The sequence below is a fragment of the Sneathiella litorea genome (assembly GCF_009882915.1).
In the GTDB taxonomy this organism is placed as follows: domain Bacteria; phylum Pseudomonadota; class Alphaproteobacteria; order Sneathiellales; family Sneathiellaceae; genus Sneathiella; species Sneathiella litorea.
This window is the reverse complement of sequence record NZ_WTUW01000001.1, coordinates 58,411-75,967: the sequence shown is the minus strand read 5'-3', so window position 1 is coordinate 75,967 and position 17,557 is coordinate 58,411. Positions and strand designations below refer to the sequence as shown.

Annotated in this window: 18 protein-coding genes and 1 riboswitch; of the genes, 6 read left to right on the top strand and 12 right to left on the bottom strand. The window is 49.0% G+C overall.

Annotated elements, in window-relative coordinates:
* Positions 1–73: 73 nt before the first annotated feature.
* A complete protein-coding gene (locus GQE98_RS00350) occupies positions 74–1,096 on the top strand; it encodes a Fe(3+) ABC transporter substrate-binding protein (protein ID WP_161313567.1) in 1,023 nt (340 codons plus the stop codon).
* A gap of 65 nt (positions 1,097–1,161) precedes the next feature.
* On the opposite strand, the gene GQE98_RS00345 is transcribed toward GQE98_RS00350, so the two are convergent.
* The 5 genes from GQE98_RS00345 to GQE98_RS00325 form a co-directional block, all read right to left on the bottom strand.
* Positions 1,162–2,100, bottom strand: coding sequence for an alpha/beta hydrolase (locus tag GQE98_RS00345; RefSeq protein WP_161313566.1), 939 nt, complete (start codon positions 2,098–2,100; stop codon positions 1,162–1,164).
* 20 nt (positions 2,101–2,120) lie between these two features.
* A complete protein-coding gene (locus tag GQE98_RS00340) occupies positions 2,121–2,717 on the bottom strand; it encodes a DsbA family protein (RefSeq protein ID WP_161313565.1) in 597 nt (198 codons plus the stop codon).
* A 47-nt stretch (positions 2,718–2,764) separates the two neighbouring features.
* The gene (locus GQE98_RS00335) at positions 2,765–3,877 is read right to left on the bottom strand and encodes a DUF2336 domain-containing protein (protein ID WP_161313564.1); all 1,113 of its coding nucleotides are present in this window, start codon (positions 3,875–3,877) and stop codon (positions 2,765–2,767) included.
* A gap of 91 nt (positions 3,878–3,968) precedes the next feature.
* Positions 3,969–5,303: a deoxyguanosinetriphosphate triphosphohydrolase gene (locus tag GQE98_RS00330; protein ID WP_161313563.1), complete on the bottom strand. Its 1,335-nt coding sequence runs from the start codon at positions 5,301–5,303 to the stop codon at positions 3,969–3,971.
* Between the two features lie 99 nt (positions 5,304–5,402).
* On the bottom strand, positions 5,403–5,750 hold the full coding sequence (locus GQE98_RS00325) for a hypothetical protein (RefSeq protein WP_161313562.1): 348 nt from the start codon (positions 5,748–5,750) through the stop codon (positions 5,403–5,405).
* Between the two features lie 116 nt (positions 5,751–5,866).
* Positions 5,867–6,012: riboswitch (FMN riboswitch) on the top strand.
* Positions 6,013–6,101: 89 nt separating this feature from the next.
* Between GQE98_RS00325 and GQE98_RS00320 the strand changes: the two genes are divergently transcribed.
* On the top strand, positions 6,102–6,614 hold the full coding sequence (locus GQE98_RS00320) for a 6,7-dimethyl-8-ribityllumazine synthase (RefSeq protein ID WP_161313561.1): 513 nt from the start codon (positions 6,102–6,104) through the stop codon (positions 6,612–6,614).
* 1 nt (position 6,615) lies between these two features.
* Here the strand turns inward: GQE98_RS00320 and GQE98_RS00315 are convergent, their stop codons facing one another.
* From GQE98_RS00315 to dctP, 6 genes are all read right to left on the bottom strand, one after another.
* A complete protein-coding gene (locus tag GQE98_RS00315; protein ID WP_161313560.1) occupies positions 6,616–8,157 on the bottom strand; it encodes an AMP-binding protein in 1,542 nt (513 codons plus the stop codon).
* A 32-nt stretch (positions 8,158–8,189) separates the two neighbouring features.
* On the bottom strand, positions 8,190–9,398 hold the full coding sequence (locus GQE98_RS00310) for a CaiB/BaiF CoA transferase family protein (protein ID WP_161313559.1): 1,209 nt from the start codon (positions 9,396–9,398) through the stop codon (positions 8,190–8,192).
* 29 nt (positions 9,399–9,427) lie between these two features.
* A complete protein-coding gene (locus tag GQE98_RS00305) occupies positions 9,428–10,594 on the bottom strand; it encodes an acyl-CoA dehydrogenase family protein (RefSeq protein ID WP_161313558.1) in 1,167 nt (388 codons plus the stop codon).
* A gap of 56 nt (positions 10,595–10,650) precedes the next feature.
* The gene (locus tag GQE98_RS00300; RefSeq protein WP_161313557.1) at positions 10,651–11,958 is read right to left on the bottom strand and encodes a TRAP transporter large permease; all 1,308 of its coding nucleotides are present in this window, start codon (positions 11,956–11,958) and stop codon (positions 10,651–10,653) included.
* Complete coding sequence (locus tag GQE98_RS00295) at positions 11,958–12,503, bottom strand: TRAP transporter small permease subunit (protein WP_161313556.1); 546 nt, start codon at positions 12,501–12,503, stop codon at positions 11,958–11,960. The genes GQE98_RS00300 and GQE98_RS00295 overlap by 1 nt, the downstream gene beginning before the upstream one ends.
* Before the next feature lie 178 nt (positions 12,504–12,681).
* Positions 12,682–13,728, bottom strand: coding sequence for a TRAP transporter substrate-binding protein DctP (dctP, locus tag GQE98_RS00290; RefSeq protein ID WP_161313555.1), 1,047 nt, complete (start codon positions 13,726–13,728; stop codon positions 12,682–12,684).
* 248 nt (positions 13,729–13,976) lie between these two features.
* On the opposite strand from dctP, the gene GQE98_RS00285 reads away from it, so the two are divergent.
* The 4 genes from GQE98_RS00285 to GQE98_RS00270 all read left to right on the top strand — a co-directional run bounded on the left by GQE98_RS00285 (position 13,977) and on the right by GQE98_RS00270 (position 16,100).
* Positions 13,977–14,732 carry a CbiX/SirB N-terminal domain-containing protein gene (locus tag GQE98_RS00285; RefSeq protein ID WP_161313554.1) on the top strand — a complete coding sequence of 252 codons (756 nt, stop codon included), beginning with the start codon at positions 13,977–13,979 and terminating at the stop codon, positions 14,730–14,732.
* 151 nt (positions 14,733–14,883) lie between these two features.
* Positions 14,884–15,366, top strand: coding sequence for a cold shock domain-containing protein (locus GQE98_RS18345; RefSeq protein ID WP_161313553.1), 483 nt, complete (start codon positions 14,884–14,886; stop codon positions 15,364–15,366).
* A gap of 16 nt (positions 15,367–15,382) precedes the next feature.
* Positions 15,383–15,601, top strand: a complete 219-nt coding sequence (locus GQE98_RS00275; RefSeq protein ID WP_161313552.1) for a DUF3126 family protein — start codon at positions 15,383–15,385, stop codon at positions 15,599–15,601.
* A gap of 178 nt (positions 15,602–15,779) precedes the next feature.
* Positions 15,780–16,100, top strand: a complete 321-nt coding sequence (locus GQE98_RS00270; protein WP_161313551.1) for a hypothetical protein — start codon at positions 15,780–15,782, stop codon at positions 16,098–16,100.
* Between the two features lie 16 nt (positions 16,101–16,116).
* Here the strand turns inward: GQE98_RS00270 and GQE98_RS00265 are convergent, their stop codons facing one another.
* A complete protein-coding gene (locus GQE98_RS00265; RefSeq protein WP_161313550.1) occupies positions 16,117–17,046 on the bottom strand; it encodes a cation diffusion facilitator family transporter in 930 nt (309 codons plus the stop codon).
* Positions 17,047–17,557 lie beyond the last annotated feature (511 nt).

Sequence of the window (17,557 nt, the reverse complement as noted above, 5' to 3'; positions counted from 1 at the left end):
GCAAATCAATCAAATCCAGTTTAAAACACCGGCATAAATTGAGAATAGTTTGCATTATCAAAGAGGATCCAATATGCGCTTAAAATTTGCTGCGCCCCTTGCTTTGGCGGCTGTCGCATTGACGTCTATCGCGACGCCTGCACTTTCCGAAGAGGTAAATCTGTACTCTACACGTCAGGAGAGCCTGATCCGGCCTATTCTCGATGAATTCGAGAAAGATACAGGTATCAAGGTCAATGTCGTGTTTGCTAAATCAGGCATGCTGGAACGGCTAAAATCCGAGGGAATGAATAGCCCGGCTGATGCGGTTCTAACCGTTGATATCAGCCGGATTGCAGCACATGAGAAAGCGGGTGTTCTGCAACCAATTGAATCGGAAAAGTTAAACGCTAATATTCCGTCCCATTATCGCGATCCAAATGGGGAGTGGTACGGACTATCTGCAAGAAGCCGAGTGTTGTTTTATTCGAAAGATCGGGTAAAACCTTCCGAGCTTTCGACATATGAAGATCTGGCAGATCCAAAATGGAAGGGCCGTATCTGTGTTCGGTCTTCCAGCAACGCCTATAACCAGTCCTTGCTCGCATCAATCGTTGTGCATGATGGTGTGGAAGCTGCGGAAAAATGGGCACAAGGGATTAGGGACAATCTCGCTCGTAAACCGCAAGGTGGCGATCGGGATCAGATCAAAGCGGTTGCTGCCGGTGAATGTGATATCGCTATCGCCAATACCTATTACTACGGCGCAATGCAAAATTCCGATGATGCGACACAGATAGAGGCGACAGAAAAGGTCGCTCTCTTTTGGCCAAATCAGGACGGACGTGGTGCGCATTTCAATATTTCCGGCGCGGCTGTTACCAAAGCGGCGAAGAACAAGGATGCGGCTATCAAGCTGATTGAATATCTCTCAGATACCAAGGCACAGGAATTCTATGCCTCCACTAACTACGAGTTTCCGGTGAAGCCCGGCGTAAAGTTGGATGAAACAGTCGAAAGCTGGGGGGAATACAAGGCGGATGAAGTTGGTCTGGATAAGGTTGCGGACGCGCAAGCCGAGGCGGTTATGATTTTTGATCGCGTTGGTTGGCGTTAAAGTTCATCGCGGTGAAATAGAAAAAGGGGCCATTTGGCCCCTTTTTTTGTGCGGGTAATGAAATGCTATCTTGAAAAGGCGTCGCGGAGGGCGACGACACCTTCATTGACGCAATCCGTAGCCTTGTCAATAACACCGCCGAGATTGATGAAGCCATGGAGCATTCCTTCATAGTGGGTGTGCCTGGCCTCGCTTCCCTCCTCGTTCATGCGGTTCGCATAGGCGATCGCCTCATCCTGCAGGGGATCAAAACCGGCGGTCTGAATAAGCGCTGGTGGTAGTCCGGCAAGGCTGTCGGCAAGTATGGGGGAGGCGCGCCAATCCTTTTTATCTTCTTCCCGCTGCAGGTAATGACGCTGAAAATATTCCATCAGGGACCGTGTCAGGAAATATCCTTCCGAAAATTTTTCATGGGAAGGCGTTGTCATTTCCATTTGGGTCGCGGGATAGATCAGCCATTGGAACTTAGGCAGATAGGTTTTTGCTTCACGTGCCATCAAGGAAACGACGGCAGAAAGGTTCCCGCCTGCGCTATCGCCGCCCACGGCAATCTTATTTGGGTCACCGTTGTACTTGGCGATATTATCGACCGTCCAGTTGAAGGCGGCGACAGAATCCTGAACAGCGGCAGGGAAGGGAGCTTCCGGGCCCATCCGATAGTCTACGGACACGACCACAAACGGGCCAGAATTGGCAATCAACCGGCACAGGCTATCATGTGTATTTCGGCTGCCAATGACCCATCCACCACCATGATAATAGACAAGAACCGGTAACGGGGCCGTCATACCGACCGGATGATAAATACGGATCGGTATATCGCCAAGCGGTCCCGGAATATCGACATCAACCGTCTTACCGATATCCACATCCTTGAACGTCAAGGTCAATGCTCTCTCTTCGTAGGCTGCTTTGGACTCGGCCGGCGTCAATTCATCAAGCGGGGGCATGCCCTTCTCTTCAGCAATATCAAGGACCCATTTTGCCTGTGGATCTAAAGCCATTCCCTGTCTCCTTTTTAGATCTATTTCTTAAGGGCTTTTTCAACAAAATCTAGGCGATCCTGGCCCCAGAATAGTTCCTCATCGATGATGAATGTCGGGGCTCCAAACACGCCCCGTTCAATCGCTTCGTCCGTGTTCTTTTCATAAAGCGATATGATTTCAGGGGCCTGGCTTTCTTTCAGGAGTTTTTCGCCGTCAAATCCGGCCCGGTTGGCAACTTCGATAGCCGTAGCTTCGTCGGCGATATTGCCTTCCTCAATCCAGACAAGGCGTAAGAATAGACCTGTCAGGTCCAGAGCATCGCCCCCCGCATTTGACGCGGCAGTTACCATTTGTGCCGCGATTTGGTCTGAAGCGGGAAAATACTTTGGGTGAATATTAATTGGAATATCGTGCTCTTCGCGCCAACGAGCAAGTTCCATCAGTCGGTAGTTTTGCCGTTGCGCGCTCCGTTTGGAGAGCGGAAGGCCGCCAGTTTCCTTAAAAATCTTGCCGTAGTTAACAGGGATAACATTAACCTTAGCGTCATTTTCGCGCGCTATCTTGAGGAACCGCTCATGTCCAAGACAGGCCCAGGGGGAAACGAGTGTCAGATAATAATCGATTGATTTTGTCACAAGGCTATTCCGTTGTTTGTTATTTTCGGTTGCCGTGAGTTTAAGGGTCAATTGAGGCGGTTGGGAAGCAATTTTTCCATCAAATCTTCTAAGGACATGCCATCATCCCATCCGTAGGTCGCTGAGATGCGGTCAATCATGCGCTGGCGGAAATTATCCAGATCGGCGCGAGGATGATAATGGGTAGCTTTGCGAGTCTCCTCCATGGCTGTTCGGAAGGCGCTGTAAAGATATGGTGATAGTTCTGCACGGTCATACAAGCGCTGAAAGCCAAGGTAACCACGTCCGGAAGTCAGTGAGATCACGCGCTTTTTGGAAATTCCGGAGGCCTGGCCAAGCGCGGCCGCAAAGAAAGAAGTATTACCTGTGATCAAAAGGCGCAGCATTAATGTTGCTGTCAGGCGTCCTTCCCTCTCAAGAGCAATAGATTTCTTTCTCTGTTCATGATCGGTCATCCGTGTGTCCAGCTTTTTTGCAAGGACCTTTTCGCGTGCATTCAGAATTTTGCGGACGGACGTTGATTCTGAAACGGGGTTTCTGTCGATGAGTATCTGCTTATATTCTTCTGAAATGAAATCGAACAGCCGCGAGATGGTTTCCGCAGGCAGGAACGGCCTGTGGACCATAAGTTCCTGTATAGGATCGATGTCGCCAAAACGTCCAAGGATATGATCATAGGCCATTTTTCCAATAATTGCCGTCTCGTTTCGCAGGCAGGCCTTGATTGCAGAATAACATCCAGTTTCGGCAATACAGGCGGACGATTTCACCCCAAGATGTGGACGGGCGGCAATAGCAGTTTGTATCCTGTTACTGGCGTTTTGTAAGATTGACCAAAGATCTTCATCCGTGAGAATAGGCGAGTGGCTGACGATCGGCAGGGATATCTCATCAACATCCATTGCGAGCTTTATCGCAATTTCTCTTGATAAAAACTCACATTCTTTGACCGCCTCAGCGATGGCCTGGCGTACTGTCATATCAAGGTCATTGACGAAGTAGTGGATTATGGCTTCGGTGAGTTCCAGATCCTCTTGTCCGAGGTCTTGCGCAACAAATCCCTCTGCCGCCTTGCGTGCTGTGTTGACACGTATCGGCGGAGGCATTTTGGCGAACATTTCGGCGATACGCTCGCCGTAAAGTGTGGAATCAACCAACATGGACGTCATGAGCCTGAAATCTAAAAGAATAAAATTAGAAGATTCAGGTTAATAGGGAGTTACTGTTGGCTGAAATTCAAGGGAAATGGGGCTAAACGATGCCTCTAATGTCACGAAATTGTCGTACAGCGAAAGAATCGGTCATGCCTGAGACAAAATCTGTAATGCCCAGAAGCCACTCATATCGCCCATGTAGATGCTCCTTTCCAGCAGGAAACAGGGTCATCAGGACTGATGATCTAGGGTTCATGGATGTACCATCCCGATTAAATTTCTCCCAATCGAGGTTGGCATCATAGAACGCGTCAAGCAAGGTCGTCAGGATTTCTGATCCGCTCAGCTCTGCCTGGATCCTTTCAGGATGGCGGTATATTTCGCGCTGGCAAAGCGCATAAATTTCATCAAATAGCTTTGCCCGCCTTGAATGATGCAGTAGATCCCCTTTAAAGGTTCCAGCGAGGATATCTCCTTCGCAATCCCGGAAAATATCCGATACTTCTCCAATTAAACGACCAATGCATTTTGCGCGGAGGTAGGAAATCCTTTCTGACGGGTCATCGACTTCAGTGTAGCGTTTCGGGGCGCTGCCAAGAATACGAATCATCAAATCCTCGGTTTCTGCATATTGCAGGCGACCAAGTTTATAGCCGTCTTCAATATCGACAACGCTGTAACAGATATCATCCGCAGCCTCTACAAGATAAGCCAGAGGGTGGCGACACCAATAGTCTTCACCGCCCCGTTGAAGAAGACCAAGTTCATTGGCGATCTCTCGAAAATCCTCGCGTTCTGACTGCATTACGCCAAATTTTTTGCCGGCACTGTCATCTGGCGAAGGCGTCGCTATGTTGGATGTCCGCGGATATTTCATGAAGGTGCCTAACGTGGCGTAAGTAAGCCGTAATCCTCCTGAATCCCGCCAGTTCTGAAGTTTCGTCAGAACACGAAAACCTTGCGCGTTTCCTTCAAACATTTCCAGGTCGCGGTTCTCTGCTTGCGTTAATCCTTCTGCACGTTCTGCGGCGCCATGCCCGTTTTTAAACCAATGCCGGATAATCTCCTCGCCAAAATGCCCGAAGGGAGGATTACCAATATCGTGAGCGAGACAAGCGGCCGAAACAATATGGCCGAAGTCCGCCGGGCTGTATTCGCTACCTTTCAGATGGCGATCAATTATGACCTGTCCAGCATTCGCCCCAAGTGATCGGCCAACGGAGGCGACTTCCATGGAATGGGTGAGGCGTGTTCGAACATAATCGCTCTCCGCCAGCGTATGAACCTGCGTCTTGTCCTGCAGGCGCCGGAAGGCGGAAGAGAACACAATGCGGTCCTGATCTTTGTGGAAGGGACTGCGGGAAGCAATGACCGGATCTTTATGATCCTGCCCATAGCGCCTTGTCGAAAGAAGTTTGTTCCAGTCCATCATGAGGTTAAATTACTTTATAACTACTTACTATTGAGTGAATATCTGTCTCGATCGCAACAATATCAACTATTTATATATGACCCAGTCCGGTAAATTTTATTAATCCCATCCGGGATAGGTGAGAATGAGGTTACCCAGCAGTTCGCGATTATTCCGGTCCATCGATTGTATAACACGCGGAAGACTGCCAAGGCCCTCCTGAAAGAGGTCATCGGCCATCCCCCCGTTCCAGAGTGCGATAAGTGTCATCAGCATCCGCCGTTGAGCATGTGAGAGTTTAAGACCGCCGCTGTCCGCAAGGTCACGCCTGATTTCGTCAACATTGGGTATGAGATCGTAATGGCTGGTTGCATCTTCAATCGGTCCAGGCGTGGCAACGAAGTAACGCTCCAGCTGATTATAGCGAATGGAATTCTTTAAAAATTCGGTAAAAGCTTGTTCGTCCAAAATATCCTCTTTGATCCGCGGGCACAGTTTCGCTCAAACGTAAAGTAAATGCCTTTTCTTGCAAATGGTGAAAACATCACTAAAATAAGGGGCAATATTCCCTCCTCATATTGAGGGAATGTTCTCAGGGCAGGGTGAAAGTCCCTACCGGCGGTAAAGAGCAGGTTTCTGTTCAAGCCCGCGAGCGCCCGTTTCGACGGGGACAGCAGATTCGGTGTAAATCCGAAGCCGACGGTAATAGTCCGGATGGAAGAGAACAGGAAAAGAATGGTCAAGCAGAACCGAGCTTGGCCTTTCTACATTCCTATTTGCCTTGGGTTTTTGTCAACTTGAATACACAAGGCCCATAAAATGAAAATCAAAAACACTAAAACTGACAATAAAACCCCGGACATTCGTAAAAGCGTAAATCGTATCGCCATTATTCAGGCGAATTGGCATAAGGATATTGTTCATGAGGCGAGCAAGTCCTTCATCGCTGAATTGGTCGGCTACGGATATAGCGCGGATGCCTTTGATATCCATGATGTTCCGGGTAGCCTCGAGATACCGTTAATGGCGAAAAAGTTATCTGAAACCGGGCGCTATGATCTTATTATGGCGACGGGGCTGATCGTCGATGGCGGTATCTATCGCCATGACTTCGTTTCCCGGACCGTGCTGGATGCCATGATGCAGGTCCAGCTAGATAGTGGGGTTCCCATTCTATCGGTTGTGCTGACGCCGCATCATTTTCAGGAAACAGAGGCCCATATGAAATTCTTCAAGGAGCACTTTGTCATCAAGGGTCAGGAAGCAGCTAATGCCTGCCATCAGACACTTGAAAATATGCTCGGGCTGAAGGAACTAAAACTGGCGTCGTAACTTAAACGATCCGGGATTTGTTCTTTCCCCAATATTTGTCTTTGAGAAGCCTTTTATAGAGTTTTCCCGTCGGATGACGGGGAAGCTCTGCTTCAAAGTCGACGGATCTTGGGCATTTAATGTGGCTGATGTTGCTGCGGCAGAAATCGATCAACTCGGCCTCCAGATCATCCGACGCGAGTTTCATGTCGAGAGGCTGAATAACAGCTTTAACTTCCTCGCCAAACTCTTCATTTGGGACGCCAATCACGGCGGCGTCGTAAACTTTGGGATGGGTCAGGAGTAAATCCTCGATTTCCTGCGGATAGATGTTCACGCCACCGGAAATGATCATATAAGTCTGCCGGTCGGTGAGATAAAGGAACCCATCTTCATCTAGATAGCCAACATCCCCAAGCGTACTCCAGCCTTTATCGTTAAAGCTTTCTGCAGTCCTTTCCGGGTCATTGTGATAGGTAAATTTCCGCCCGTCTGAAAAGTAAATGGCGCCGGTTTCCCCTGCGGGAAGTTCATTCCCTTCTTCATCGACGATATGTGCGATGCCGGTCAACGCACGGCCCACTGTACCCGGATGCGTCAGCCATTCCTGCGGCGTGACGGCGCAATATCCGTTCCCCTCTGTTCCCGCATAGTATTCATGCAAAATGGGGCCCCACCACTCCATCATCTGATGTTTTACTTTTTCGGGGCAGGGGGCCGCAGCATGGATCGCGACCTGCAGCGAACTGACATCATACTTGTTACGCACTTCTTCGGGCAATTTTAACATTCGGACGAACATGGTTGGCACAAGCTGGGAATGCGTAATCTTATATTTTTCTACAAGGCGGAGATACTCCTCCGCATCGAAATGCTCCATGATAATACAGGTGGCGCCAAAACGCTGTGTCCGCATGTTGTAGCGAAGCGGAGCCGCGTGATAGAGGGGAGCAGGGGAGAGGTATATTGTATTCTCTGTAACATGATACTGGTTTTTCAGCATGCTATAGAGATTATCCGGAGTTCCGACCGGATCGCCAATTTCGGTTGGCTTTATCCCTTTCGGCCGACCTGTCGTACCAGATGAATAAAGCATATCAGACCCTTCGCATTCATCTGGTAGAGGGGCTTTGGGATAGGCTCCGATAACTTCTTCAAAAGACTGATAGCCGGGAAGGGCGCCATCGATCATCAGGCGTTCTTCAACATTTGGCATGCGTTCCAGCAGTTGTCCGGCAAGTTCCGATTTGTAATTAGAGGTGATAAAGACACGGGCGCCGCAATCATTAATAATATAGGCAGCCTCGTCCGCAGTAAGGCGGGAACTGATAGCTGTATAGTACAGTCCGGCCCGCTGTGCCGCCCAGCAAATTTCATAGAACCGTGGGCTATTCTCGAGTAGAAAGGCAATATGGTCGCCAACCTTCAGGCCCTTGTCACGAAAATACTGGGCACCCTGGTTAGACCGTTCGTCGAGCTGTTTGTAGGTGATCGTTTCGCCGCTGCCAGCCATAATGATCGCTGGCTTCTCAGGCGTTTTCTTCGCAAACTCATGTATATGCATAGCCAGTTTTTCTCGTTATTATGGGCCGTATATTAGGCTTTCGAACACAGAACACCGGAAGATATCAGCCTGTCAATTTCCGCCTCTGACATTCCGATTTCCTGCAGGATTTCCTGATTGTGCTCACCGTGGCGTGGAGCATGGCGACGTATATTCCCCGGAGAAGCTGAAAATTCAGTGTGAATTCCGGGATATACCAATTTTCCTTCAGAAGGATGGTCCATCGTCTGCCAGAAATTCACTGCCTGAAGATGCTCATCCTCGAGCAAATCTTCGGGGCTGTTTATTGGAACTGCGGGAATATTTGCAGCATCCAGGTCATTCAGCCATTCCTCGGATGTTCGGGTAGCGACGATCTCGCTTAGCACCTCATATAGGACATCGATATTATCAAGCCGAGCTTCGATATTGCAAAATCTCGGATCTTCCATCAGTTCCGGGCGGCCAGCCATATCGAAGAATGCCCGCCAATGCTTGTCCACGTAAGGCAGGACGCCAATCATCCCGTTCTTTGTTTTGTAGGGGTGGCGATTGGGCGAGATTGCGCGTGGATAACCGACAGGGCCTAACGGTGGGTCGAAGCTTCCGCCATAGAGATGTTCCAACATATGGAATTGCACCATCGTCTCGAACATTGGTATTTTTACTTCCTGACCTTCGCCCGTTCGCTCCCTGTGGAATAGGGCCATAGTGACTGAATATACCGCCGTGAGAGCCGTCGCTTTATCTGCAATCACGGTCGGCATATATCCGGGCCGCCCCATCAATTTTGATTGCGTAGATGCGAGACCGCTGACCCCCTGGATCATGTCGTCGTAAGCTGGCTTGTTCGCATAAGGCCCATCCTGTCCGAAGCCATATGCGCCGCAATAAATGATGTTTGGATTAACTGATTTAATATCTTCGTAGGTGAGCCGAAGTCGCTTGATCGCAGAGGGGCGCATGTTGTGAAGGAGCACATCGACCGTCTCTATGAGTTTTAGAAAGGTCTCTCGTCCTTCTGGCGATTTCAGGTCAATGCCGAGCGCCCGCTTATTACGATTAGCATTGAGATAGACAGCTGCCATGCCCGGAGAACGACGCGGACCAAGATCTCGCGTCGTGTCACCTTCTGGCCCTTCTATCTTGATTACGTCGGCGCCCATATCCCCCATTATCTGTGCGGCATATGGTCCCAGCAGAACTGACGTAAGGTCGGCAATTCGTATCCCTGCGAGAGGTCCGTCTTTGGTTTTACTCATAATGATTCCTGCACTTTAGGCAGCTTCTTTTAGTAGGATTTAGGCATACCGAGCGCTTTTTCGGCGACGTAGCAAAGCACCAATTGAGGGCTAACCGGCGCGATCCGGCAGATCATCACTTCACGCATCAGTCGTTCGACCGTGAATTCCTTGGCATAGCCCATGCCGCCATGGGTCATAACCGCCTGGGTGCAGGCCTTGAATCCCGCTTCACCACCGAGATACTTGGCGGCGTTTGCATAAACTCCGGCCTCAAGTCCGGCGTCGTAGTTTGACGCCGCTTTCATGGCCATCAGATAGGCGGCCTCCAACTCCATCCAGTTTTCAGCGAGCGGATGTTGAATAGACTGATTCATGCCGATAGGACGACCGAAAACTTCTCTCTCCCGGGCATATTTTGACGCACGCGAAAGGGCATTCATGCCAAGACCGATAGCTTCCATGCCGACAAGAACGCGTTCTGGATTCAGGCTGTGCAGGAGATAATAAAATCCCTTACCTTCCTCACCGATTAGGTCTTCTTCCGGAACTGGTAGATTGTCGATAAAAACCTCGTTGGAATCGACAGCTTTACGGCCCATTTTATCAATAATACGGACATCCATGTGGTCGCGGTTCATGTCTGTATAAAAGATGGACAGACCATCGGTCGCCTTCGCACACTTTTCTTTTGGTGTCGTGCGGGCCAGCAACAAGATCTTGTCTGCCTCTTGACCTGTGGTCGTCCAAATCTTACGGCCGTTTACAAGATATCCGTCTGACGTCTTCTCGGCCCGGGTTTCAAGCGCTGTAGTATTCAGGCCCGCGTTGGGTTCTGTTACACCAAAACAGGTTTTTACTTCTCCCTTGATGAGTGAGGGGAGCCAGCGATTTTTCTGATCTTCATTCCCAAAAACAACGATCGGATGGGGGCCGAAAATATTGATATGAATTGCCGAGGCAGCGGACATGCCACCCGAGGACTTAGCCACCGTATGCATCATCAATGCGGCCTCGACAACGCCCAGTCCGGCACCGCCGAATTCTTCCGGCATGGTAATGCCGAGCCACCCAGCCTCTGCCATCGCTGCGTGAAAATCGAAAGGGAACTCGCCCGTGCGGTCCCTTTCACGCCAGTAACTATCATCGAAGCGAGCACAGAGAGCCGCGACATTTTCTACAATGGCGTGCTGCTCTTCGGTGAGAGTGAAATCCATTTACCTACTCCTTGTTTTTTTTGGTTTTGGCAGGAAGCCGGAATTAATTTTATATATCAGTTTAACATGGTTTGCGGCAGCCAGGTAATTAGCCATGGAAAGGCAATGAACATGGCAATCGTTAAGACGTCGGCAATAAAGAAAGGGCCGATACCACGGAAAACATCCGAAAGCGGTATATCCGGTCTGACACCATTGACGACATAGCAATTGAGGCCGATCGGTGGCGTAATCAGGCAAATTTCTACCATTTTCACCACGATAATACCAAACCAGATTGGATCATACCCAAGTCCGATCACTGCCGGGTAGACGACAGGAAGCGTCAAAAGCAACATCCCGATCGCATCCATGAACATGCCGAGAATGGCATAACCACAAAGAATCAGAACAATGATCAGGGTTGGAGGTAGCGGCAAGCCAAGGATCCATTCCGCAAATGCTTCGGGCAATCCAGAAAAGCCGAGAAACCGAACAAAAACCAGCACGCCCCAGATGATCGAGAAGATCATGACTGTAAGCTTGGCAGTTTCAAACAGTGCGTCTTTTAATTCCTTGGTCCGCATGCCGTGAAAAAAGGCAAGGATGAGAACAACAAACGCGCCAAGGGCGCCGGCTTCTGTTGGTGTCGCCCAGCCACCATAAATAGCGCTAAAGATAATGCCGATAACGGCAACAATTGGGAGTGTGCCCGGCAAGGATTTCATTCGCTGGCCAAAGGTAAACCCGCGAATAGGAGGGCCAAGCTTGGGATTAACTGTCGCCCGCCCCATAATAATCAGCGCATAAATTAAAGCTGAAACTATTCCCGGAATAAAACCGGCCAGTAGGAGCGCACCGACAGATTGTTCTACAATAATGGCATAGATTACCAAGATGGCACTTGGAGGGATCAGGGAGGCAAGCGTACCACCCGCCGCGACCACACCAGCAGCAAGCCTCCGGTCATAACCGTTGGCCAGCATTTCCGGAATCGCGACACGGCTGAAAACGGCGGCAGTTGCTGTACTGGCGCCAGAAACGGCAGCAAATCCGGCAGCAGCGAAAACAGTCGAAACGGCAAGCCCCCCCGGCACCCAGCCTATCCATTTTTTCGCGGCATCAAACGCGGCTGTTGTGATGCCAGCGTGGAACGCCAGGAAGCCGATAAGGATGAACATTGGCAACACACTTAAAGAATAAAGTGTGGATTTCGAATGGGGAATTGTCCCAACAATACCCGTACCAGCACTCCAGCCGATAATTGATACAATGCCTAGCATGCCAACGACTGTTGCGGCGATGTATACCCGAACGCCTAAAAACACCATGACGATCAAGGCGCCCATGCCGATGAGGCCCGAGAGGAGAGGATCTATCTCCATCACTTTTTACCCTTTTTTATATAGGTTTCGTCGAACTTTGCTTCTTTAGCGGCTTCCTCGCCGAGAGCATCTTCGATTTCGTGGCGCGCAATTTCAGTGACATCTTCAATCACTGGAACGGCAATAATTTCAGCATTCGGATTTACTAAAAGGCGGAGAAATCCGATGAGTTGTATTGTAAACCGAATCCATAATACCCCGAATGCTAACGGAATGGCGAGTTTGGCTGGCCAGATAGGGAGCCCGATATCGATTGTTGAATCGCCCAGTTCATACGCCCTTAAAAAGTGCAACCAGCTATTTTCGATTAGAATCGAAATAACAATAATTCCAATCAGTGTTGCCAGCGCTTCAAAAAAATAAAGAGGGCGGGCGCTTAGCTTGGACATGAGCAGGTCCATCCGCACATGTCCGCCAAGTCGCTGACAATAGGCTATTCCGAAAAAGGCAAAAATAACCATGCTTTGTTCGATATAGTCGATATAACCGGGAATCGGTATATTGAGGAGTTTCCGGCTGAATACCTGAGTAACGCCAATAAGCATTACAAAAAATATCGCAATAGCAGAAAATCCGTTCAGGAAATTTTCGAGTTTGGAATATCCACGATCAAATGCGGCTAATGCCGATCCGGACGCCGAACCCTCTGGAGAATTTGATGATGTCATGTATTTTTCTTTTATGGAAAGAGGGTCTGGCAGGCCAGACCCTCAATCTGAAAGATTAATTACCGGCAGCTTCTTTAGAAGTCTTCATGATCAACTCAAATAGTTCATCACCAGGGAAGCCATCAGCATTCATTTTCGCGATCCATTCATCCCAAACCGGCTTTGCACCGACTTCACGGAATTTCGCAATTTCTTCGTCCGTATAAGTGATCGGCTGCATTCCCTTTTCTTTCATAATGGGGAAGTTTTTCTTATCGGCAGCCTCATATGCAGCATAAAGAGCCTCATATGCAGATGGTTTGGCATCCAGAAGGAGCTGTTGATACTGCGGAGGAAGTTTATCATATGCTGTATTACTGACAATAACCGGACAGTTGTTCGCCCCAGGGGACATATTCGCGGTATACCAATCTCCGATATCCGTTAGCCGATATGCGACGTGAGCGTAAGTGAAGGGAAAGGATGCCGCATCAATTGTACCACGTTCCAGTGAGGTATAAACCTCCGGTGCGGGGACAGTGGTCGGGACAGCGCCAAGCTTTTTCATGGCTTCGCCAATTCCGCCCAGTGCACGGACGCGCATGCCGTCCCAGTCTTCCAGTTTAAGCGGCGGTTCACCGACACCAGTAAATTCATACTGTGGCAAAAGTGAGCTCATCAGCAATTTAGCATCCCAGCGGGCCAGGTCCTTTACCACTGCGGGGTGAGCATAATAGGCTTCATGAACCGCGGACTGCACCTTCAGGTTTGGAAATGGCAGAAACGGCAGATCAAGTCCCGACAAAGTAGGATTTTTGGCCGGATGATATGCAGAGCAAAACATCATCATCTGGAAGGCGCCAAGCTTGATCCCATCGAGGTTTTCTCTCACTTTGGAAAGTGCTTCACCATAATGAATCTTGATTTTGAACTTTCCATCGGTCCGTTCTGCGACATAGTCCCGGATTGTTTCGGCACTTGAGGTAAACGCTCTTTGTTTCCCCCAAGTTGACAGATTCCAAGATACGTTAGGACCATCTACGATTTCGGCTGCGGATACACTGAACGTCATCATTGATGCAGCAGAGATCGCCGCAATTGACATGACTGTACGTTTTATCATTTTCTTGTCTTCCTCCCATTGGGTACTGTTTATTTAATCGTGGCTTTATTATATCGCTTACCACTTGATGAAAAGCATTATCACATATTTCAACGCTTGCGGACCACAAAAATTTAAATACCAATGTTCCTGTGTCTGTTAAAGGGGATATGCTTGATATTTTTTCCGGCTTTGCCTGAAAAATTGTAAATACGTGATCATGTTACTAGCTGAAACAATAACTACATATTCCTGACATTGAGTCCTAAATGCCGCCTACACGTCCTTCTGTTATGATAGTTGCTCACGGCTCCAGCGTTTCTGAAGATGCGCAGGATGCCGCGAGGCAACATGCACTGACACTACAGCAAAGTAACCGCTATGGGCGGGTCGATATTTGTTTCCTTGTCCGTGGGCATACGCCGCCGTATTTGCCGAGTGGGGAAATTTTCCTCCTGCCTTTTTTTATGAGCAACGGATATTTCGTGACACAGCGTATTCCAGAACTATTTGAATTGGAGGAGGGATATCGGATTGAGCCTGAGCGCAAGGTTTTATTATGTGATGCCCTTGGGATTGATCCAGAGTTGGCTGGAATAATCTCCACCATGGCCGGGGATGTGTGCCATGAACAAGGTTATTCGCCTTCTGGCATTCACCTTGTTTTAGTTGCGCATGGTTCGGAAAAATCCACGGCCTCAGCAGAGGCAACCTTTCTCCAGCAGCAAGCTGTCGATAGAAGAGGTGAGTTCGCAAAGGTTTCATCTACATTTCTTAATCAATCCCCACATTTGGAAGAATGGCTTTGTGAGCAACCTGAGAAGGGGCCCCCTATTGTGCTGATTGGACTTTTTGCAGCAGATGGCCCACATGCGAGCGAAGACGTGCCAGGGGCGATTTCGACGTGGCGGCATCGGACGGGAAGCAAGTTGCCAGTCCATTACGCGGGGGCAATCGGCACGCGCCCGGAAATTGTAAGATTAATCCAGCAAAGTATTTCAAGATGTGCCGCTAAATTCAGGTAAATTGAATGATCAAGCAGATGTTTTGCAAAAGCTTGTAAATATCTCTGCAGACAGTTGCGGCTTGATCTGATAAAAAGCACGGAAAGAATTGAGCATTGCCCCTATATTGTGGAATGCACTTGTTAGTTTTAGATAATGAGGTCCTTAAAGGATGAATGATCGTAAGCCGTCCAAGCCCGTCCGTAAGAATATATCGGCGACTGTAAAATTTTTCGATGAAGCCAAGGGTTTTGGCTTCGTCTCGCCCGCTGATGGGTCACCCGACGCCTTTGTCCATATTTCGGTTTTGCAAAATACATCCTATCAAGAACTGAGGGAGGGTATGCAGATCAATTGCGACCTTGCAGACGGTGATCGCGGTCAGCAAGTTGTTGCAATCCATGAACCTGAAGAGGAAGAAGAGGTTGTCGTTGGTGCCGACATTGAGATAACCGGCGTGGTGAGCACCTACGTGCCCGAGCATAAATATGGCTTTGTGACACCTGACGGTGGCGGAGAGGATGTCTTTATCCATATCAGTATGTTGGAACGCTCCGAAGTGAATCCGGAAGATATCCAACTCAATACCAAGGTGAAATGTGTTGTCCGGCCGGGTGTTAAAGGCCCGATTGCTGACTCGCTGGAAATATTATAAGAATCGCGGGGCAATTATGACCAGAACTGAAACATTGCGGGTACAGCGGTACCTCCGTGAAAAATTTGGTAATGAAGATTTTGTCGTCAAGGAACGGCGACCCTCCGACGGAACGGCGGAAGTGTTGTTGGGTGACGAATTTATCGGCGTTGTCTATCGGGATGAGGATGAAGGTGAAGTCTCATTCGCCTTTCATATGACTATACTCGATATGGATTTACCTCCGACGTCATAAGCTAATCGAACTGTCACCAGTTAGGAATCCAGTTGCCCCTATGGACAACTGGATTTTTTATTTATTAACCATGTGCCCTTAAAATGATTGAATGCGAATAGGGTGTAGAATATTCATTGCGGCGTTGTCCGTGCTGATACATTTATCAGCAATCCCTGCGTCTGCCAGAAATCAGGACATGCTCCAGCTGGAGTTCGTTGGCGACCCGGGAGTCTCGTTTTCAGGAGATTGCCGTATTTCATCGGGGAAAATGCCGGAAAAACGCTATCGTATTCAGGGCAAGACGCCTGCCAAATACTGGCTCCCCGGTGATGCCGTTCGGTGCAGCCTTGAGAAATCCAGCTTGGCAAGCCGTCTTATCGCAAAAATAACGCGCAACAATGTGATTGAATTCCAGCAGGCGAGCATGCCGCCGCTGCGCTGGCTCACTATTTCAAGCTCAGGCCCTTGGGGGGCGGCTAAAGGGAATGCCAGCGCCGCTCGCCCTCTATGGCAATAAGTCTGTTTAACTATCCTTAATCTTGCGGGCAGTTGTCATGCTCTAGCTGTAAGGTGGCATGATCGATGTCAAACTCAGAAAGCAGGAAGGCATTAATCTCGCGCAGCATGGTTTCAAGATCAGCGGACGGCCTGACCTGCACATGCATGGTCACAATCGGTTTTTCCGCAGTAAGTGACCAGGCGTGCATATGATGGACATCGATTATGTCCGGTAGATACGCGATCAGTTTATCCCGGATCAGCGCCATATCCAGATTCTCGGGCGTTCCCTCCAAAAGGATGTGGCCGGCGCGCCGAACAAGTCCATAGGCACTCTTGAGGATGATAAGGGCAACCAGCACGGACAGGATCGGGTCTGCTGCCATCCAACCCGTCAGCAAGATTATCAAGGCGGCAATAATGGCGGCGATGGAGCCGAGCAAGTCACCCATGACATGCAATAGTGCGCCTTGCATATTGACATTATGCCGGTCACCGTGATGAAGAAGCAGGAACCCGAGAATATTAATGGCCAACCCACCACAAGCAACGACCAGCATCATACCGCCTAGAACTTCGCCGGGCTGCATCAGGCGCCCAATCGCTTCGAAAATGATCCAGCCAGCAATGAAGAACAGAGTCAGCCCATTGGTAAAGGCCGCGAGAATCTGAAATCGATGATAGCCGTAGGAGCGCTTTGTATCCGCGGGTTTAGACGCAAGACGAAAAGCAAACCAGGCGAGGGCGAGGGCGGCGGTATCAGACAGCATATGCCCTGAATCTGCCAGCAAGGCGAGGGAGCCGGAAAGCAATCCGCCAATTGCTTGCAAAATCATATACCCGCCGGTCAGGCACATGACCCAAAAGATCCGCCGTTCGCTATCTTGGGTTACTTTCGGTACATGATCGTGTGAATGGTCATGTTCTGTGCCATCATTATCGGCATGCGAATGGGATGATATCATTAAACTTGCCGTTCTAGAAGGAATTGCGTCGACTTCGGCGGGCTTCTTTCAGGTGTTTTCGATAAAATTCAAAGGTAAGGATGTAATACCCCGCAATGAGGGTCAAGCTTTGTTCATATCGGTAGTAATGACAGACGCTGTCGCCAATTGCGACTGGGCGGTGGTTCGAAATGCCCTTAATAATAGTGTGTTATATTCTTTGTTGTTGATTAGGGGCTTGTTCTGTTCATCCATACATTAAGGTGACTATTTTTTGTGCAAAGGGCTGGATAGTCAAGAAATGGTAAGGAATATATCATAAATATGTACGTTGAAATCATAATTATGGTCGTTAGTTGCCGTATTTCAGACAATTTTACTGCCTAGCTTTCTTTAAGTAATTGCAAAATAATAGTTGAAAAGGCACACAAATAGCTTATTTCAGCCTAAAGATGGTAATAGTCATTGTTTGCTGCTTTGCAACGTACTAGAATTAATGATCTCTGGTGTAGAACCATTGCACCATAAAAAT

What these genes read in the sequence shown, in the direction of transcription:
- GQE98_RS00350 (WP_161313567.1), top strand. Translation starts at nt 74, where the DNA reads ATGCGCTTAAAATTTGCTGCGCCCCTTGCTTTGGCGGCTGTCGCATTG.
- GQE98_RS00275 (WP_161313552.1), top strand. Translation starts at nt 15,383, where the DNA reads ATGACCAGAACTGAAACATTGCGGGTACAGCGGTACCTCCGTGAAAAA.
- GQE98_RS00310 (WP_161313559.1), bottom strand. Translation starts at nt 9,398, where the DNA reads ATGAGTAAAACCAAAGACGGACCTCTCGCAGGGATACGAATTGCCGAC.
- GQE98_RS00300 (WP_161313557.1), bottom strand. Translation starts at nt 11,958, where the DNA reads ATGGAGATAGATCCTCTCCTCTCGGGCCTCATCGGCATGGGCGCCTTG.
- GQE98_RS00270 (WP_161313551.1), top strand. Translation starts at nt 15,780, where the DNA reads ATGCTCCAGCTGGAGTTCGTTGGCGACCCGGGAGTCTCGTTTTCAGGA.
- GQE98_RS00320 (WP_161313561.1), top strand. Translation starts at nt 6,102, where the DNA reads ATGAAAATCAAAAACACTAAAACTGACAATAAAACCCCGGACATTCGT.
- GQE98_RS00345 (WP_161313566.1), bottom strand. Translation starts at nt 2,100, where the DNA reads ATGGCTTTAGATCCACAGGCAAAATGGGTCCTTGATATTGCTGAAGAG.
- dctP (WP_161313555.1), bottom strand. Translation starts at nt 13,728, where the DNA reads ATGATAAAACGTACAGTCATGTCAATTGCGGCGATCTCTGCTGCATCA.
- GQE98_RS00285 (WP_161313554.1), top strand. Translation starts at nt 13,977, where the DNA reads ATGCCGCCTACACGTCCTTCTGTTATGATAGTTGCTCACGGCTCCAGC.
- GQE98_RS00330 (WP_161313563.1), bottom strand. Translation starts at nt 5,303, where the DNA reads ATGATGGACTGGAACAAACTTCTTTCGACAAGGCGCTATGGGCAGGAT.
- GQE98_RS00265 (WP_161313550.1), bottom strand. Translation starts at nt 17,046, where the DNA reads ATGATATCATCCCATTCGCATGCCGATAATGATGGCACAGAACATGAC.
- GQE98_RS00295 (WP_161313556.1), bottom strand. Translation starts at nt 12,503, where the DNA reads ATGCTTATTGGCGTTACTCAGGTATTCAGCCGGAAACTCCTCAATATA.
- GQE98_RS00335 (WP_161313564.1), bottom strand. Translation starts at nt 3,877, where the DNA reads ATGTTGGTTGATTCCACACTTTACGGCGAGCGTATCGCCGAAATGTTC.
- GQE98_RS00315 (WP_161313560.1), bottom strand. Translation starts at nt 8,157, where the DNA reads ATGCATATACATGAGTTTGCGAAGAAAACGCCTGAGAAGCCAGCGATC.
- GQE98_RS18345 (WP_161313553.1), top strand. Translation starts at nt 14,884, where the DNA reads ATGAATGATCGTAAGCCGTCCAAGCCCGTCCGTAAGAATATATCGGCG.
- GQE98_RS00305 (WP_161313558.1), bottom strand. Translation starts at nt 10,594, where the DNA reads ATGGATTTCACTCTCACCGAAGAGCAGCACGCCATTGTAGAAAATGTC.